This is a genomic window from Bradyrhizobium sp. CCBAU 53340 (genome assembly GCF_015291645.1).
Taxonomy (GTDB): domain Bacteria; phylum Pseudomonadota; class Alphaproteobacteria; order Rhizobiales; family Xanthobacteraceae; genus Bradyrhizobium.
This window is the reverse complement of record NZ_CP030055.1, coordinates 5643617-5659702: the sequence shown is the minus strand read 5'-3', so window position 1 is coordinate 5659702 and position 16086 is coordinate 5643617. Positions and strand designations below refer to the sequence as shown.

The following is a 16086-nucleotide window of genomic DNA, read 5'->3' as shown; positions in this document are numbered from 1 at the left end:
GTCCCGGGCATCCACGTTCTTTGCAGGAGTCAAGGCGTAGATGGCCGGGACAAGCCCGGCCATGACGCGGAGGGCGCTTGCTCAACAGAAATGCGCCCCCTGCGTCTCCACATAGACCGAATATAGTGACTGGCTCGCGGTCATGAACAGGCGGTTGCGCTTCTTGCCGCCGAAGCAGAGGTTGGCGCAGGTCTCGGGCAGCATGATCTGGCCGATGCGTGCGCCATCGGTCGACGCAAACACCTGCACGCCATCATAGCCCGGTCCGACCCAGCCGGCGCCGACCCAGATATTGCCTTCAGTGTCGACGCGCATGCCGTCCGGAAAGCCTGACTTGCCGTCGAGCTTCATGTCGATCAGCCGCTTCGGGTTGGACAGCTTCTGGCCGTCGAGGTCGTAGGACCACACCACGTTCTCGGCTTGCGGATAATGTGTGATGCCGGTGTCGCAGACATAGACCTTCTTGTAGTCGTGCGAGAACGCAATGCCGTTCGGCTTGAACGGCTCGTCCGCGACCTTCGTCAGCTGGCCGGACTGCGCGTCGAGGCGATAGACCGCTTCCTTCTGGTAGGGCTGCAGCGAACCAGTATTGGCGAGCTTGCCCTCGTAGATGCTGATCGCGCCATAGCCGGGATCGGTGAACCAGATCGACTTGTCGTTGGGATGCACGACCATGTCGTTGGGGCCGTTCAGCGGCTTGCCATCGGCCTGTTCCGCCAGCGTCGTCACCGAACCGTCATGCTCGTAACGGACGAGGCGCGTGCGTTCGGCGCTGATCTGGCGTCCCTCGGTGTCGAACGAATTGCCGTTGGCCTCGTTCGACGGCTTGTGGAACTGCTCTGAAATATGGCCGTCGTCGTCGAGATAGCGCAGCTGCCGGTTGGCCGGGATGTCGCTCCAGACGAGGTATTGGCCCTGCGCATGCCACGCAGGTCCCTCCGCCCACAGGCAGCCGGTGTAGAGCCGTTTGATCGACGTGTTGCCGACCTTGGCCTTGAAGCGTTTGGGATCGATGACGACGATGTCGGGGTCGGGATAGCGTTGCGGCTCGGCATTGGCGCCGTAATCGCGGGCCTCACTGCGCGAGGCGAAGGCGGTGGACGCAGCAAGCACTGCCGCGCCTTTCAAAATATCGCGGCGGCCGAGGCCGCCCGGTTCTGTTGCCGAAGAGGTATCGTTGGAGTTGGTCAGTATTCTTGTCATGGTTTCCTCCCAAGATTGTGTTGGGAGGACACCATTCGCCCGCATTCAGGCATAAAGCGGGGCGATCTCTGGATGAGACAACCAGAGATCGCGGCACAGGGTTGCTAAAATACGGCTAGACGGGATCCCACGGGAAGATGTCGGCCGAGCGATCGAGCTTGTAGAACGAGCCCTTCAGCGCCGGCATGCCGTGATCGGCGATCGATTGCGGGGTCCAGCCTTCGCTTCGATGCACCGAACGCAGCGGACGGTTCTGGCTGAACAGGAACAGCTCGTTCATGCGCGCGCCAAAGATCTGACCGCTGACGTCCTTGGCGGCATCGGAGAGCAGATAGGCGCAGATCGGCGCGATCTTCTCCGGACCCATTTGCTTGATCTTCTCGACGCGCGCCTTCTCCGCCTCGGTCTCGGTCGGGATGGTGCCGATCATGCGCGTCCAGGCGAACGGCGAGACGCAGTTCGAGCGGACGTTGAAGCGGCCCATGTCGAGCGCGATAGACTTCGATAGCCCGACGATGCCGAGCTTGGCGGCGGCATAGTTGGCTTGCCCAAAATTGCCGATCAGGCCGGAGGTCGAGGTGAAGTGGACGAAGGAGCCGCTCTCCTGCTCGCGGAAAATGCGCGCGGCGGCGTGGCTGACATAGAACGAGCCCATCAGATGCACCTTGATGACGGCCTCGAACGCCTCCACGCTCATCTTGTGGAAGATCATGTCGCGCAAAATGCCGGCATTGTTGACGACGCCGTCGAGCTTGCCGAAGGCATCGGTCGCGGTCTTCACGATCTTGCTGGCGGGGATCGCTTCCGCGACAGACTCGAAATTGGCAACCGCCGTGCCGCCGCGCTTCTTGATCTCCTCGACCACTTCCTCCGCGGGCGTGGCGCTCGAACCGGCGCCGTCGGCGGCCCCGCCGGGATCGTTGACGACGACCTTGGCGCCCTCGGCCGCGCACAGCAGCGCGATCTCGCGCCCGATGCCGCGGCCTGCGCCGGTGACGATGATGACCTTGTCCTGCAGTGATTTGCTCATGTCGATTACCTCTCGTTCGTAAACACGATCGTGCCTGACGCGGCGAACATGCCGCCGACGCCGTGGCACACCGAAATCTTCGCGTTCGGCACCTGCGCCGGCGCAATGCCGCGCATCTGCCGCACGCTCTCCTGGAGCGCGTACATGCCGTACATGCCCGAATGCATGTAGGAGAGCCCGCCGCCATTGGTGTTGAGCGGCAGCTTGCCGCCGGGCCGCGTGTTGCCGTCGGCGATGAACCTGCCAGTTTCCTCGTACGGCATGAAGCCGAGGTCGCCGAGGCCGAACAGCGGCAGATGCGCAAAGGCATCGTAGATCATGAGATGATCGACATCCTTGTGCGCGATGCCGGCCTCCTTGAAGGCGAGGGGGCCCGCGGTCTTGAAGGCGCGCGAGGAATTGAACGTCTCCATCTGGCTCACCATCGGCGTCTCGACGCTCTCGCCGGTGCCCATGATGTAGACGGGCTTCTTCGGAAAATCCCTGGCGCGGTCGGCCGAGGTCAGGATCAGCGCGCCGCCGCCGTCGGTGACGAGGCAGCACTGCAGCAGCCGGAACGGATAGGCGATCATGCGCGAGTTGAGCACGTCGGCGACCGTGATCGGGTCCTTCATCATCGCGCGCGGATTTTTGGCGGCCCATTCGCGCTGCACGACGGCGACCGAGGCGAGCTGCTCGTGCGTGATGCCGTAGGTCTTCATGAAGCGCAGCACGGGGATCGGGAACATGCTGGGCGGGCCGTAAACGCCATAGGGCGCTTCGAACTGGCCCTGCAGACTGTCGGCGGGGATCGAGCGTGGCGCCTTGCCGATCATCGACTTGCCGCTCTCGGCATGCGTGATCAGCACGGTCTTGCACAGGCCGGCCTCGATCGCCGCCGCGGCATGACGGACGTGCAGCATGAAGGAGCAGCCGCCGACCGAGGTGCCGTCCACCCAGGTCGGCTTGATGCCGAGATAGTGGCAGACCTGCTGCGGCGTCTCGACCGCCGTGGCAAAGCCGTCGATGTCGGAGAGCTTCAGTCCGGCATCGGCGATGGCATTGAGTGCTGCATCCGCGTGAAGCTGGAGCTGCGAGGCGTTGGGGATGATTCCGAGCTCGGTGGTCTCGGCCGCGCCGACGACGGCAACCTGGTTCTTGCGCATGGTCTACCCCTTCGCCGGACGGAAGACGGGGAGGGTGATCTTGTCGTCCAGCTCTTGGAACGCGACCTCGAGCTTCATGTCGAGCTCGAGCGCTTCGGGCGTTTGCGGGCAATCGATGATGTTGCTCATCATCCGCGGCCCCTCGTCGAGCTCGACCACGGCGATCGCGTAAGGCGGCGTGAAGCCCGGCGCGGCCGGGCGGTGGTTGATCACGTAGCTGTAGAGGAAACCCTTGCCGCTCGCCTTGAAGACAGAGACCTTGCGCGAGGCGCAGGAGGGACAGAACGGGCGCGGCGGAAAATAGACATGCGCGCAGCCATCGCAGCGCTGCAGGCGCAATTCGCCTACCTTCGTGCCGTCCCAGAAATGCTGGGTTTCCGGTGTCGGTTTTGGTCGCGCGCGCTGCGGTTCGGCCATCTCGGAAAACCTCCCAAAGGACAGGCTTTACACTCGCCTGTTTCGAACTTGATGCGACAATCGGCTATCGTGCGTCAACGGTCCAGCCGGCAGCATGCATGCCATCATGCGCACAATGCTTGTGTCGAACTGCGCCGGCGCTATAGATTGCGCGCGCAATATTCCGTGAGACAGACATGCCCGATTTCCCGACACTGGCGAAGCTCGCCGAGGACCTCGAAAGCGGCCGCACCACCTCCCGAAAACTGGTCGAGGCCTGCATCGCCAGGATCGCCGACCCCTCAGGCGAGGGCCAGCGCACCTTCATCCATGTCGACAAGGACGCTGCGCTCGCGGCGGCGGACGCGATGGACGGCTTGCGCAAGGCCAAGGCTGCGCCGTCGCGCTATGCCGGTATCCCGGTCTCGATCAAGGACCTCTTCGACATCAAGGGCCAGGTGACGCGCGCCGGCTCCCGCGCGCTCGACGATTCCTCGCCGGCCGAACAGGATGCCGCGACGGTGGCGCGGCTGCGCAAGGCCGGCTTTGTCGTGATCGGGCGCACCAACATGACCGAGTTCGCCTATTCCGGCATCGGCATCAATCCGCATTACGGCACGCCGAAGGGTGGCTGGAACCGGGCCGAGGGCCACGTGCCCGGCGGCTCGTCCTCGGGCGCTGCGGTCTCCGTGCTCGACGGCATGGCGCATGGTGCGCTCGGCACCGACACCGGCGGCTCCTGCCGCATTCCCGCGGCCTATAACGGCATCGTTGGCTACAAGCCGACGCAGCGGCGTGTGCCGCTCGACGGCTCGGTGCCGCTGTCCTTCTCGCTCGACAGTATCGGCCCCCTGGCGCGATCGGTCAGCTGTTGTGCCATTCTCGATGCGGTGCTCGCCAACGAGCCGATCACGGCGCCGAGGCCACGTCCGGTGAAGGGCACGCGGCTCGCCGTGCCGACCACGATCGCGCTCGACGACCTCGATGCAGAGGTTGCCGCGACCTTCGAGCGCGCACTGAAATCGCTCGCCGATCACGGCGCCATCATCGAGCGCATCGAGATGGCGGAATTCCACGACATCGGTCCGATGAACGCCAAGGGCGGCTTTGCCGCTTCCGAGAGCTATGCCTGGCACCGTTACCTCATCACCTCCAAGGGCGATGTCTACGACCCCCGCGTGTTGGTCCGCATCATGCGCGGCGAGGCGCAGAGCGCGGCCGATTACATCGATCTCCTCAACGAGCGCCGCTCGCTGATCGCCCGCGTCAATGCGCACATCGCGCCCTATGACGCGCTGCTGCTGCCGACCACCGCCAACACACCGCCGAAGATCGCCGATCTCGCCGACGACAAGGCCTTCACGACGCAAAACCTTCGCGCGCTGCGCAATTGCACGCTGATCAACATGATCGACGGCTGCGCCATCTCGCTGCCCGCCCATCGCGAGGGCGACGTTCCCGTCGGCCTGATGCTGGCGGGCGCGGGCGGCTCCGATCGCCGCATCTTTGAACTTGCCGCCGGCATGGAGGCCGTCATTCGTGTTTGACCTCACATTCACCGTCGACGCTCAGGACACCACCACGCCGCTGACCTTGGCGATCGACCAGATGGTTATCGCCGGCTGGACCGGTCGCGATCCCGTCGCGCGCGACAAGCACATCGCCGAGCTGCAGGAGATGGGCATCGCCCCGCCGGCCTCGACGCCGATCTACTACCGCGCCTCGGCGCGGCGGCTGACGCAGGAAGACAGCATCGAATGCACCGGCGGCGATTCCTCGGGCGAGGTCGAGTTCGTCCTGATCGGCTGGCAGGGCCGCGTCTTCGTCGGCTGCGGCTCCGACCACACCGACCGCAAGGTCGAGGCCTACAATGTCACGGTGTCCAAGCAGATGTGCGACAAGCCGATCGCCTCGACGCTATGGGAGCTCGAAGACGTCGTCGGCCATTGGGACAAGATGATCCTGCGTTCCTATGCCACCATCAAGGGCGAGCGCGTGCTCTACCAGGAGGGCACGCTGGACGCGATGCTGCCGGTCGACGACCTCATCGCGCGCGGCTTTGCGGGCGGCAAATTCCCCGACGGCTGCGCCATGTTCGGCGGCACATTTGCTGCCAAGGGCGGCATCCGGCCCGCGGAGCGCTTCGAGTTCGAGCTGGAAGACCCGGTGCTGAAGCGGACGATCAAGCACGGCTACGACGTGGTCACGCTGCCGGTGCGGGGCTGACCGGCGTCGTCATTGGTTGATCGGCCTGGCTTGCGCGCCTGGCACGTCCTTGAGGAGCAGCGGCCGGCTCTTGGCCGCTGCCGCCTGGGCATCGCTGATCAATCCGGCCGTCTGCATCCGATCGATGGCGTGGTTTCGCGAGTCCGTATCGAATGTTCGACTGGGATATGGCCGTCGTGCGCGCGTCATGAGGAACGCGATTTCGTCGATATCGAGGTCCGCGAGCGGCTTGCCAAAATAGGCCTCCGCCCCGGCTGCCATGCCATAGGCATCGCGGCCCAGATAGCCTTCATTGAGATAGATCTCGAGGATCCTGTTACGGGACAAGCTGCGGGTGACGCGCTGCATGAAGTAGATCGTGGCGATCGGATCGATCTGCCGGTCATTCCCCGGATTAAGCAATCTTAGGCAGTGCGCGACAGATTGTATGATTCCGAACGGTCTTGGGCCGCGGCCGGTGCCCAGACCCAACGCGATCTCGGCGATCGGATTCAACGACCAGGTATCGTAGAAGTCAGGCTGCTCATAGGCGATCACGGCGTCCCGGAGCAGGGGCGGCATATCGGCGAGGGGAATGGTGGTGCGCCCGGGATCGGTCCTGCACGCCGAGCCCGTCGATGAAACCGCTGCGAGCTGGGCTTCGGTCGGAAGTCCGAAGCTGTAACCGTAGTGCCAGACCAGCCAGGCGGAGATGGCCAGCAGGCCTATGACCGCGAGCGAGACCAGGGCAAGCACCGTCTTGGCGGAAATGACGAGAAATCTGCGCATCGGGTGCAGGCTGAGGGAGCGGGACGGGTGCGTTGAACCTCGCGGTGGAACCGGACGGAATTGGGGCGGGTTGGCCTCACGGAAATCGGGTGGCCGTTCGAGCCACGATCTGCCACACCCACCTTCCGTCATTCCGGGGCGCGCCTCTTGGCGCGAGCCCGGAATCCATACTCCCGATCGTGGTTATGGATTCTCAGATGCGCAATTGCGCATCATAGCTCGCGAGTGCGTCGCGCCCCGGAATGACGATGTGGATAGGATATCGCTATGGCCATCGCCAAACGTATTGCTGCATCCGACGCTGGAACTGAGCTCGCTACCCATGTCGACATGCTCCCGTGGCCTGAGATCACGGCCGAGCTCGATTCCCAAGGCTGCGCCGTCCTCAAGGGCCTGCTCACGCCGGACCAATGCCGCACGATCTCTGCGCTCTATCCGGACGATGCGCACTTCCGCAGCCGCATCGTCATGGGCCGCCACGGCTTTGGCCGCGGCGAGTACAAATATTTCTCCTATCCGCTGCCCGATGTGATCGCGGAGCTGCGTCCGGCTCTCTACGCGCATCTGCAAGGCGTCGCTAACAGTTGGAACGAGGCGATGGGGATCGACATCCGTTATCCCGCAAGCCACGCGGCGTTCCTGAAGCGCTGTCACGAGGCGGGGCAGGCGCGGCCGACGCCGTTGCTGCTGCAATACGAGGCCGGCGATTTCAACTGTCTGCATCAGGATCTCTACGGCGAGCACGTGTTCCCGCTCCAGGTCGCGATCCTCTTGTCCGAGCCGGGGCGCGACTTCACCGGCGGCGAGTTCGTGCTGACGGAACAACGTCCGCGCATGCAATCCCGCGCTGAGGTCGTTCCCCTCATGCAGGGCGACGCCGTCGCCTTCGCTGTGCATCACCGGCCGGTGCAGGGGACACGCGGCACCTACCGCGTTAATCTCCGTCATGGTGTCAGCCGGATCAGGTCCGGCCAGCGCCATACGGTGGGTGTGATCTTTCATGATGCCAAATGAGCGGAGCCATTGACGGCTGATCTGTTCGACAGCGTTGCCGAGGCCCAGCCGTCGCGCGAGGAGATCGCCGACGGCGCCGTGCTGTTGCGCGGCTTCGTCAGGGCGATCGAGCGCGAGCTGATCGAAGCCGTTCGCGCCATCGTGGCACAATCGCCGTTCCGCCGCATGACCACGCCCGGCGGCCATTTGATGTCGGTGGCGATGACCAATTGCGGTGAGCGCGGCTGGATCACCGATCACACCGGCTATCGCTATGATCCCATCGATCCCAAAACCGGCGCGCCGTGGCCGGCGATGCCGCCGGTGCTGCGTGATCTGGCCCGCCGCGCCGCGGAGCAGGGCGGCTTTCAAGACTTCGCCCCCGATGCCTGCCTGGTCAACCGCTACGAGCCCGGCACCCGGCTGTCGCTGCATCAGGACAAGGACGAGCTGGATTACTCGGCGCCGATCGTCTCGGTCTCGCTCGGCCTGCCCGCGACCTTCCTGTTCGGCGGTCTGGCGCGCAGCGACAAGCCTCGGCGCTTCCGGCTTGTGCATGGCGATGTCGTGGTCTGGGGCGGCCCATCACGGCTCGCCTATCACGGCGTGGCGCCACTCGCGGACGGCGAGCATGCGCTGCTCGGCCGCATCAGGATCAATTTGACCTTCCGCCGCACGCGCTGACGTTTTCTCGCGGGCCTCGCTCGGCTAAGCTGCAAGCGGGGGAGGCGGCGACATGACGACAGCTCAGCTCTCGACGGACGCCGGAACGGCCAATCGCACGGGCCTTTATCTGGCCGTGCTGCAACTGGTGTTCACGCTGGGCTGGACGACCTACGTCATCTACCTGCCAAGGCTCGCCGCCGAGGTCGGCATCGCGCCATCCGCCGTCATCCTCATCCTGATGCTGGACCAGGCCATCTTCACCATCGCCGACACCGCGATGGGGATCGCAGCCGACAGACTTGCGCCCTATGCCGGCAGGCTCGGCCTGTTCGTTGGGGGGGGTGACCGCGATCTCCTGCGCTGCGTTTGTCGCGCTGCCCTTCGTTGCCGGAGCGGGCAGCGCCGCGCAAGTCTGGTTCATCGCATTGATCGTGATCTGGGCGGTCACCTCGTCGGCGCTGCGCGCGCCGCCGCTGACCCTGCTCGGAAAATACCGCGCCAAGCCGCAAGTGCCGTTTCTCGCGGCGGTCGCGATGCTCGGATATGGCGTCGCCGGCGCAATCTCGCCCTATCTCGGCGTCGTGCTGCGCGAGCACGATGCGCGGTTGCCGTTCGTGATCTCCAGCGTGGTGGTGCTGCTCACGGCGCTCGGGCTGTCGCGGATCGAACATGATGTTGCGCAGGATGCGCCGCCGGCGTCCGATCAGGCGGCAAAGCCGCTCGGCATGATTTCGATCATTTTCATCGTCGCGACGATCGCGCTGGCGCTCGGCTATCAGCTGCACTTTGCCGTGAACAGTGCGCCGCTCTATCTGCGCTTTGCCAAGCCCGATGAGCTGGCATGGCTGATGCCGGTGTTCTGGATCGGCTTCAATATCGCGATGTTTCCGGCGAGCCTCGTCGTCAAGCATCGCGGTGGCTTGATCGTGATGGGGGCGGCGGGACTGTTCGGTGCGCTCGCGATCGCCGCGGGGGAATTCGCCGGCAGCCTCAACGCGCTTGTTGCCGCGCAGTTCCTCGCCGGAGCTGCGTGGGGCTGCATGCTGATGAGCGCCATCTCGGCTGCGCTTGCGATCGGCTCGACCGGTGCGGAAGGCAAGGTGACGGGCCTCGTCTTCTCCGCACTGGCGCTAGGCACCTTCGCGCGGATGGCGGCAGTCGCCGGCGGTCTGCAAAAGATCCCCGAATACGCGCCGCTGCTGCACTGGGCGCCGGTCGCCTGCTGGGCGGTTGCAGGCGTCGGATTGCTGGCGATCGCGGCCGCGCGGCTACAGGGCGGCATTCACCTCAAGGCTTCGGCGGGTGGATGAACGCCCAAGGGCTCACCTCGGAGTCCCTGGTCACCTCGATCGAGATCAGATACGGCCCGCCATGCGCGAGCGCCTTGTCCATCGCCGCCTTGAACTGATCCGGCGCGGTGACGCGCGCTGCCGCCACGCCAAAGGACTCCGCGAGCTTGACGAAATCGGGGTTGACCAGATCCGACGCGACCACGCGGCCGTCGAAGCGCTCGCGCTGGTCGCGACGGACATTACCGTAGGCGTTGTTGTTGAACACCAGCGTCACCACGCCGATGTTGAACTGCACGGCGGTCGACAGTTCCTGCACGCCGAACATGAAGCCGCCGTCGCCGGTGATTGCCACCACGGGCTTGTCGGGATTGGCGACCTTGGCCCCGAGCGCAGTCGGGAAGCCAGAGCCGAGCGTGCCCTGATAGCCTGAGGTGATGAAGGTGCGCGGCTGGTAGATCGGAAAGCCGTACCAGGAGGCAAAACCCACCTGCGACAGTTCGTCGGTCACGATCGCGTTCGCCGGCAGGACCTCACGCAGAATGTCGAGATACGCCATCTGTGGCTGGACGCGCTGGATCTCCGTCAGCGCGCTCGTGGTCGCTTCGCGGATCGCGGCGCGGCGGCCGGCGGTCTTGCTGTAGCCGGCCTTGCGCACGGCAGCCGTGAGATCGGCGGTTGCGGCCTTGGCATCGGCGACGATCGCCGTGTTCGATGGATAGCGCCGCATCTCGACCGGATCGATATCGATGCGGATGCTCTTGAGGCCGTCGGGCTGGTACGGCCAGCGCGACATAGTCGGCAATTCCAGGCGCGTGCCGATGCCGATCATCAGGTCGGTGTTCGGCCACAGCTTGTAGGCGGCAGCCATGGTGAGGCCGAGCTCATGCGCATTGGAGACGATGCCGCGGCCACTGCGGAAGGCGACGACCGGCGCATCGATCATCTCGGCGAGCTCGAGGATTTCCTCGCCTGCCTCGATCGCACCGCTCCCGACGAAGATCATCGGCGCCTTGCTGGCCTTGATCAGCGCGGCCGCCTGCTTGATCATGTCAGGATCGGGTAAGGGCGCGGGCAGCGGCTCCAGCACCTGCGCTGGGGCCGTATCCGCCCGTTGCGTAAAGATGTCCCATGGCATCTCGACCGAGGCGGGGCCGCGCCGCCCAGAGGTCATCTCCTGGAAGGCGCGCGCCACGGTGGTCGGAGCATTGCCGGGATGTTCGATTCTATCGGCCCACTTCACATAGGTGCGCAGCGTCGCGAGCTGGTCCGGCATCTCGTGCAGATGCCCGCGGCCCTTGCCCAGAAACTGCGTCGGCACCTGGCCTGTGACGCACAGCACCGGCTCGTTGCAGCCATAGGCGGTCAACAGTGCCGCGCTGGCGTTGAGCACGCCGGGGCCGGGCACCACGCTGAATACGCCGGGCCGGCCGCTGGAGCGCGCATAGCCGAACGCCATATAGCCACAGGCCTGTTCGTGCCGCGCGCCGATCACCTTGAGCTGGGCCTGGTGGAAGGCGTCGAACAGGCCGTAAACTTGCGCGCCTGGCAGGCCGAACACGGTGTCGACGCCATGGGCGACGAGCCCGCTTACGATCGCTTCGCCGCCGGTGAGGGTGGTCATTGCATCATTCCATTCGTGTTATTGTTCAGGCTTCGTCGACGACGCCGTTGCGCAAAGTGCCGATGCCCTCGGCCGCGACTTCGATGACGTCGCCGGGCTTCAGGTATCGCGGCGGATCGAACCGCGCCCCAGCGCCGGTCGGCGTGCCCGTGACGATGACGTCGCCGGGCACGAGCGTTGCGAAGGTCGAGATATAGCTGATGAGATAGCGGAACGGAAACATCAGCCGGCTGGTGCGCTCGTCCTGCCTGAGCTCGCCATTGACGTGCGTGGTCAGCCTGATGTCGGCAAGCTGCGCTTCCTTGACATACGGCACGAGCCATGGTCCGAGGCTGCCGCTGGAATCAAAGTTCTTGCCCTGCGTGACGTTGAACTTGGCGTGGCGCAGCCAGTCGCGCACCGAACCCTCGTTGCAGAGCGTGAGCGCGGCGATGTGGTCGAGGGCATCGCTCTCCTTGATGTGCCGGCCCTGCTTGCCGATCACCAGCACGATCTCGCCCTCATAGTCGAGCTGCGCGGACGCGCGCGGGCGCACCAGAGGCGTGTCGTGGCCAACGAAGGAGCGGGGCGAGCGCATGAACATGCTCGGATATTTCGGCGCCTCCTGGCCGTCCTTGTACTCGGCGTTGCGATCGGGATAGTTGACGCCGATGCAGATGATCTTCTCCGGCGCGGGCACCGGCGGCAGCCATGTGATCTCGCCGAGCGCGTGAACCGGCGTGCGGCTGGCGGCCTCCTCGGCAAGGGGCACAAGCTTGCCGGCGGCGATCACCTCGCGCAGCGTTGGATAGTCCTTGGCGTAGCGCGCGGAGAGATCGACGATGCCGCCCTCGAGAACGGCGCCGTAGCGGGCTTCACCCTTGACGGAATAGGTGGCGAGGCGAGGGAGCTTCATCGCCTAATCCGCCACCAGAACGTCGGCCACGAATTTCGGCTCACGCACGGCCTGGCCCGTGAAGGGCGAGCCCTGCTCGAACCAGGAACGCGGCGCCGGCGCGCCCCACAGCGTCTGGCGGCGCGGATCGCGCAGCGACCAACGCAGCGGCTCGTGGTCGTGATCGCCGGTGAAATAATCGCTGGTGTAGAGCTCCAGGCGGTGGCCATCGGGGTCGCGCACGTAGAGGAAGAACGCATTCGAGATGCCGTGGCGTCCGGGACCGCGCTCGATGTTCTTCACAAAGCCTTGCGAGGCCATGACGTCGCAGAGATGGATGATGTTCATCGCCGTCGGCGTCCAGTAGGCGAAGTGATGCAGCCGCGGGCCCTTGCCGTTGGTGATCGCGAAATCGTGGACGTTGCCCTTGCGATGCATCCAGGCCGCAGCTATCCGACCGTTCGGCCCGTCCTCCTCGGCATATTCGGTGAGGCGGAAGCCGAGCCGCGCATAGAAGTCGACGGTATCTTGCACCTCGGCCGCGAAGACGTTGAAATGGTCGAGCCGCTGCGGGTGGCATCCCCGGTAGAGGTCGTAGCGGCGTAGCAGATGCGGCCGCCGGTCCATCGACGCATAGAGCTCGATCTGGAAGCCGAAGGGATCGGTGAATTGCAGGGTGCGCCCCTGGAACGGCTGGTCGGCGAACGCATAAGCGAGGCCATTCTCGGAAAGGAATTTCGCGGCCTTATCGAGGTCGCCGTCATTGCCAACCTTGAAGCCGAGTCGAGCGCAGGCCGGCGCCGCGGCTTTGCGCAGCACCAGCGAGTGATGCTGATGCTCTTCGGCGGCGCGCAGGTAAACCACGTTGTCGTCGGCATCCTCGACATGCAGGCCGACGGTGGTCTCGTAGAACTCGCGGCTCAGCTTCAGATCGGTCACGTCGAGCACGACATGGCTGGAGCGGATGATGTTGAACGGCGGCTCGAAGACGTGTTGCGGTACCGGCATTGCGTTTCCCCTCTCGGCCCGTTTCCCTAAATGCCCAGTTTCTGAATCTTGTGCGTGCCCCGCGCCAGCGAAACGTGCTTGGTTTCCATGTAGAAGTCGAACGAGTAGTCGCCGCCGTCGCGGCCGATGCCGCTAGCCTTCATGCCGCCGAACGGCGTTGGCAGATGACGGACGTTCTCAGAGTTGAGCCAGACCATGCCGGCTTCCAGCGCATCGGCGACGCGCAAGCTCCGGCCGACATCGTTGGTCCAGACATAGCCGGTGAGGCCATAGCGGATATCGTTGGCGATCTCGATGGCGTCGGCTTCGTCCTTGAAAGGGAGCACGGTGAGGAAGGGACCGAACACTTCCTCCTGCGCTACGCGCATCTTGCCGCTCGCGCCGGTCACCAAGGTCGGCTCGACATAATGGCCGCCGCCCGGGCCGTCATAGGCTTTGCCGCCGACCGCGATGGTCGCACCGTCCCGCCGCGCGACGTCGAAATAGGAGCAGACTTTTGCGAGGTGCCGTTCGTGGATCAGCGGCCCGATCTCGGTGGCGGGATCGAGGGGATGGCCGACCTTCAGCGCCTTCACCCGCGCTGTCAGCTTCTCCACGAATTTGTCCGCGATGCTCTGCTGGATCAGCAGGCGGCTCGACGAGGTGCAGCGCTCGCCATTGAGCGAGTAGATCATGAACACGACGGCATCGAGCGCGCGGTCGAGATCGGCATCGTCGAACACGATGACAGGATTTTTGCCGCCAAGCTCGAAATGCACGCGCTTCAGGGTCGGCGCGCCCTGGGTCATGATGGCCGATCCCGTGGCGCTCTCGCCGACGAAGCCGATCGCCTTGATGGCGGGATGCTCGGTCAGCGCCTTGCCAGCCTCTTCGCCGAACCCGTGCACGGTGTTGAGCACGCCGTCGGGCACGCCGGCTTCCTTGACGAGCCGCGCCAGGATGGCGGCCGTCACCGGCGACCATTCGGCCGGCTTGTGGACGACGGTGCAGCCGGCGGCCAGCGCAGGGGCGATCTTCCACGTCGACAGCATGAACGGCGTGTTCCACGGCGTGATCACCCCGACGGGGCCGATCGGCACGCGCGTCGAGATGTTCCAGTGCTCGTCGCTCGGCGTGTTGAGGCCGTCGCGCGCCTCGGCGCATTTGTCGGCGAAGAAGCGGAAATTTTCGGCGGCACGGATCGCGGCCTTGGCCATGAAGCGGTAGGCTTGTCCCGTGTCGATGCATTCGAGCACGGCGATGTCGTCGGCATTGTCCTCGATCGCGTCGGCGACCCGGTGCAGCAGCTTGCGCCGCATCGCCGGTCCCATGTCGCGCCAGGATTTGAAGGCGAGGGCGGCTGCCGTTGCGGCAGCATCGATGTCCTCGGCATTGCCGCGGGCAACTCTTGCGAGTACCGAGCCATCGACTGGCGACTTCGTCTCGAATGTCTGCCCCGAGATCGATGGCACGATCTTGCCATCGATCATGTGGCCGATGCCGTCAGCTTTCAGCTTCTGCAGCAGCGGCGCGACGCGGTCGCGATTGGCCTGGAACACATCGGCTTTCGGCGTGGGCTTATCCATGGGCAGCCTCCACTTTCAATGCGTCGTGGATGTTGTTGCGCTTCCAGCTCGTATCCTTGTCGTTGATCTGCATGTCGAACGACAGGGCGAACTTGCTGGCGGCGAAGACGGGATCGAGATGCTTTGAGAGCGCCTGGAAGACATGTTCGCCGGCTTTCTGGCGCGTCGGAAGATCGCGGCCCTCGCCGATGCGCAGCACCATGTCGAGGAAACCGTAGTCGTTGCGGGCATCTGCGATCGCATAGTGCTCGCAGCGGATAGCGCGAACGCGGATGCCGCCGAGCGGGAAGATGCCGGTCTCGACCGCCGCCTTGCGCACCACTTCGCACACCGCGCCGATGTCGAGCCGGCTGTCGAGATTGGCCGAATATTCGATGGTGAAATGCGGCATCCGGTTTCACTCCCTGTATTCTTCTGCTTTCTAGGCGAAGTAGCAGCTGACCGAGCCGTAGGCGCCATAATCGGCTTGAATTGTGTCGCCCTTGCGGGTCTCGATCGGACGGATGAAGGAGCCGGCGAGCACGATTTGGCCGGGCTCCAGCGCAAGGCCGAGCGGCGCGATCTTGTTGGCGAGCCAGGCCACTGATGTCGCGGGATGATTGAGCACGCCGGCGGCAAGGCCGGTCTCCTCTAACTGGCCGTTCTTGAAACAGAGCGCGCCGATCCAGCGCAGATCCGCGTCGAGCGGGCGGATGGGACGGCCACCAAGCACGATGCCGGCATTCGCCGCATTGTCGGCGATGGTGTCGAAGATTTTTCGCGTCGCCTTGGTCGTGGGATCGACGCGCTCGACCCGCGTGTCCAGAATCTCCAGCGCCGGTACCACGAAGTCGGTGGCGTTGAGCACATCGAACATGGTGCAGTCCGGGCCAGCAAGGCGCTTGCTCATGACAAAGGCGAGTTCGGCCTCGACGCGCGTGGCGATGAAGCGCTCGGTCGGAACCAGGCCTCCATCGGCAAAGAACATGTCGTCGAGCAGCACGCCGGAGTCGGGCTCGTCGATGTTGAGCGCGCTCTGCATCGCCTTCGAGGTCAGGCCGATCTTGTGGCCTTTGACGAGGCGTCCCTCGGCGATCTTGAGGTCGACCCAGGCCTTCTGAATCGCGTAGGCATCGGCGATGCTGATGTCCGAAAAATCCTGCGACAGCTGCCGGATCTGGGTCCGGGTCTTCTCCGCCTGGTGCAGACGCCTCGCGCAGGCTTGGATATCGTCTTTGGAAAGCGCCATCCGTGATCTTACAAATCGTGGTGCCCGGAGATACTTAACATGTTAAGTGAATGCGTCAAACACAATTCGAG

15 protein-coding genes and 1 pseudogene are annotated in these 16086 nt (G+C 64.7%); 5 read left to right on the top strand and 11 right to left on the bottom strand.

The features are described from left to right. Positions 1 to 81: 81 nt before the first annotated feature. The 4 genes from XH89_RS26745 to XH89_RS26730 all read right to left on the bottom strand — a co-directional run bounded on the left by XH89_RS26745 (position 82) and on the right by XH89_RS26730 (position 3795). Positions 82 to 1203 (bottom strand): SMP-30/gluconolactonase/LRE family protein, encoded by a 1122-nt coding sequence (locus XH89_RS26745; RefSeq protein WP_194463359.1) that lies wholly within the window; start codon positions 1201 to 1203, stop codon positions 82 to 84. A gap of 115 nt (positions 1204 to 1318) precedes the next feature. After that, positions 1319 to 2233, bottom strand: coding sequence for an SDR family oxidoreductase (locus XH89_RS26740; protein ID WP_194463358.1), 915 nt, complete (start codon positions 2231 to 2233; stop codon positions 1319 to 1321). Positions 2234 to 2238: 5 nt separating this feature from the next. Next, positions 2239 to 3378, bottom strand: a complete 1140-nt coding sequence (locus XH89_RS26735; protein ID WP_194463357.1) for a thiolase — start codon at positions 3376 to 3378, stop codon at positions 2239 to 2241. A 3-nt stretch (positions 3379 to 3381) separates the two neighbouring features. Then, positions 3382 to 3795 carry a Zn-ribbon domain-containing OB-fold protein gene (locus XH89_RS26730; RefSeq protein WP_194463356.1) on the bottom strand — a complete coding sequence of 138 codons (414 nt, stop codon included), beginning with the start codon at positions 3793 to 3795 and terminating at the stop codon, positions 3382 to 3384. A 176-nt stretch (positions 3796 to 3971) separates the two neighbouring features. Here XH89_RS26730 and XH89_RS26725 point away from each other — a divergent pair, with 176 nt between their 5' ends. Continuing rightward, positions 3972 to 5321, top strand: a complete 1350-nt coding sequence (locus XH89_RS26725; RefSeq protein WP_194463355.1) for an amidase — start codon at positions 3972 to 3974, stop codon at positions 5319 to 5321. Continuing rightward, a complete protein-coding gene (locus XH89_RS26720) occupies positions 5314 to 6000 on the top strand; it encodes a DUF2848 domain-containing protein (RefSeq protein WP_194463354.1) in 687 nt (228 codons plus the stop codon). The genes XH89_RS26725 and XH89_RS26720 overlap by 8 nt, the downstream gene beginning before the upstream one ends. 9 nt (positions 6001 to 6009) lie before the next feature. Here XH89_RS26720 and XH89_RS26715 read toward each other — a convergent pair whose 3' ends face one another. After that, positions 6010 to 6735, bottom strand: coding sequence for a transglycosylase domain-containing protein (locus XH89_RS26715; protein WP_246767628.1), 726 nt, complete (start codon positions 6733 to 6735; stop codon positions 6010 to 6012). A 300-nt stretch (positions 6736 to 7035) separates the two neighbouring features. Here XH89_RS26715 and XH89_RS26710 point away from each other — a divergent pair, with 300 nt between their 5' ends. From XH89_RS26710 to XH89_RS26700, 3 genes and pseudogenes are all read left to right on the top strand, one after another. Beyond that, the gene (locus XH89_RS26710) at positions 7036 to 7782 is read left to right on the top strand and encodes a 2OG-Fe(II) oxygenase (RefSeq protein ID WP_194463353.1); all 747 of its coding nucleotides are present in this window, start codon (positions 7036 to 7038) and stop codon (positions 7780 to 7782) included. Between the two features lie 9 nt (positions 7783 to 7791). Beyond that, on the top strand, positions 7792 to 8445 hold the full coding sequence (alkB, locus tag XH89_RS26705) for a DNA oxidative demethylase AlkB (protein ID WP_194463352.1): 654 nt from the start codon (positions 7792 to 7794) through the stop codon (positions 8443 to 8445). A 52-nt stretch (positions 8446 to 8497) separates the two neighbouring features. Then, a pseudogene (locus XH89_RS26700) lies at positions 8498 to 9737 on the top strand (MFS transporter). Here the strand turns inward: XH89_RS26700 and XH89_RS26695 are convergent. Genes XH89_RS26695 through hpaH form a run of 6 tightly spaced genes read right to left on the bottom strand, consistent with a single transcriptional unit; the run spans position 9715 to position 16015 of the window. Further along, on the bottom strand, positions 9715 to 11340 hold the full coding sequence (locus XH89_RS26695; RefSeq protein ID WP_194463351.1) for a thiamine pyrophosphate-dependent enzyme: 1626 nt from the start codon (positions 11338 to 11340) through the stop codon (positions 9715 to 9717). The pseudogene XH89_RS26700 and the gene XH89_RS26695 sit on opposite strands and share 23 nt — an antisense overlap. A 25-nt stretch (positions 11341 to 11365) precedes the next feature. After that, on the bottom strand, positions 11366 to 12235 hold the full coding sequence (locus XH89_RS26690) for a fumarylacetoacetate hydrolase family protein (protein WP_194463350.1): 870 nt from the start codon (positions 12233 to 12235) through the stop codon (positions 11366 to 11368). Positions 12236 to 12238: 3 nt separating this feature from the next. After that, positions 12239 to 13222, bottom strand: coding sequence for a 3,4-dihydroxyphenylacetate 2,3-dioxygenase (gene hpaD / locus XH89_RS26685; RefSeq protein WP_194463349.1), 984 nt, complete (start codon positions 13220 to 13222; stop codon positions 12239 to 12241). A gap of 26 nt (positions 13223 to 13248) precedes the next feature. Beyond that, the gene (hpaE, locus tag XH89_RS26680; protein ID WP_194463348.1) at positions 13249 to 14787 is read right to left on the bottom strand and encodes a 5-carboxymethyl-2-hydroxymuconate semialdehyde dehydrogenase; all 1539 of its coding nucleotides are present in this window, start codon (positions 14785 to 14787) and stop codon (positions 13249 to 13251) included. Next, complete coding sequence (locus tag XH89_RS26675) at positions 14780 to 15178, bottom strand: 5-carboxymethyl-2-hydroxymuconate Delta-isomerase (protein ID WP_194463347.1); 399 nt, start codon at positions 15176 to 15178, stop codon at positions 14780 to 14782. The genes hpaE and XH89_RS26675 overlap by 8 nt, the downstream gene beginning before the upstream one ends. A gap of 30 nt (positions 15179 to 15208) precedes the next feature. Then, a complete protein-coding gene (hpaH, locus tag XH89_RS26670; RefSeq protein WP_194463346.1) occupies positions 15209 to 16015 on the bottom strand; it encodes a 2-oxo-hept-4-ene-1,7-dioate hydratase in 807 nt (268 codons plus the stop codon). Positions 16016 to 16086: the final 71 nt, after the last annotated feature.

Coding starts and splice junctions, on each gene's coding strand:
- XH89_RS26745 (WP_194463359.1), bottom strand. CDS start 1,203: ATGACAAGAATACTGACCAACTCCAACGATACCTCTTCGGCAACAGAA.
- XH89_RS26740 (WP_194463358.1), bottom strand. CDS start 2,233: ATGAGCAAATCACTGCAGGACAAGGTCATCATCGTCACCGGCGCAGGC.
- XH89_RS26735 (WP_194463357.1), bottom strand. CDS start 3,378: ATGCGCAAGAACCAGGTTGCCGTCGTCGGCGCGGCCGAGACCACCGAG.
- XH89_RS26730 (WP_194463356.1), bottom strand. CDS start 3,795: ATGGCCGAACCGCAGCGCGCGCGACCAAAACCGACACCGGAAACCCAG.
- XH89_RS26725 (WP_194463355.1), top strand. CDS start 3,972: ATGCCCGATTTCCCGACACTGGCGAAGCTCGCCGAGGACCTCGAAAGC.
- XH89_RS26710 (WP_194463353.1), top strand. CDS start 7,036: ATGGCCATCGCCAAACGTATTGCTGCATCCGACGCTGGAACTGAGCTC.
- XH89_RS26695 (WP_194463351.1), bottom strand. CDS start 11,340: ATGACCACCCTCACCGGCGGCGAAGCGATCGTAAGCGGGCTCGTCGCC.
- XH89_RS26690 (WP_194463350.1), bottom strand. CDS start 12,235: ATGAAGCTCCCTCGCCTCGCCACCTATTCCGTCAAGGGTGAAGCCCGC.
- hpaD (WP_194463349.1), bottom strand. CDS start 13,222: ATGCCGGTACCGCAACACGTCTTCGAGCCGCCGTTCAACATCATCCGC.
- hpaE (WP_194463348.1), bottom strand. CDS start 14,787: ATGGATAAGCCCACGCCGAAAGCCGATGTGTTCCAGGCCAATCGCGAC.
- XH89_RS26675 (WP_194463347.1), bottom strand. CDS start 15,178: ATGCCGCATTTCACCATCGAATATTCGGCCAATCTCGACAGCCGGCTC.
- hpaH (WP_194463346.1), bottom strand. CDS start 16,015: ATGGCGCTTTCCAAAGACGATATCCAAGCCTGCGCGAGGCGTCTGCAC.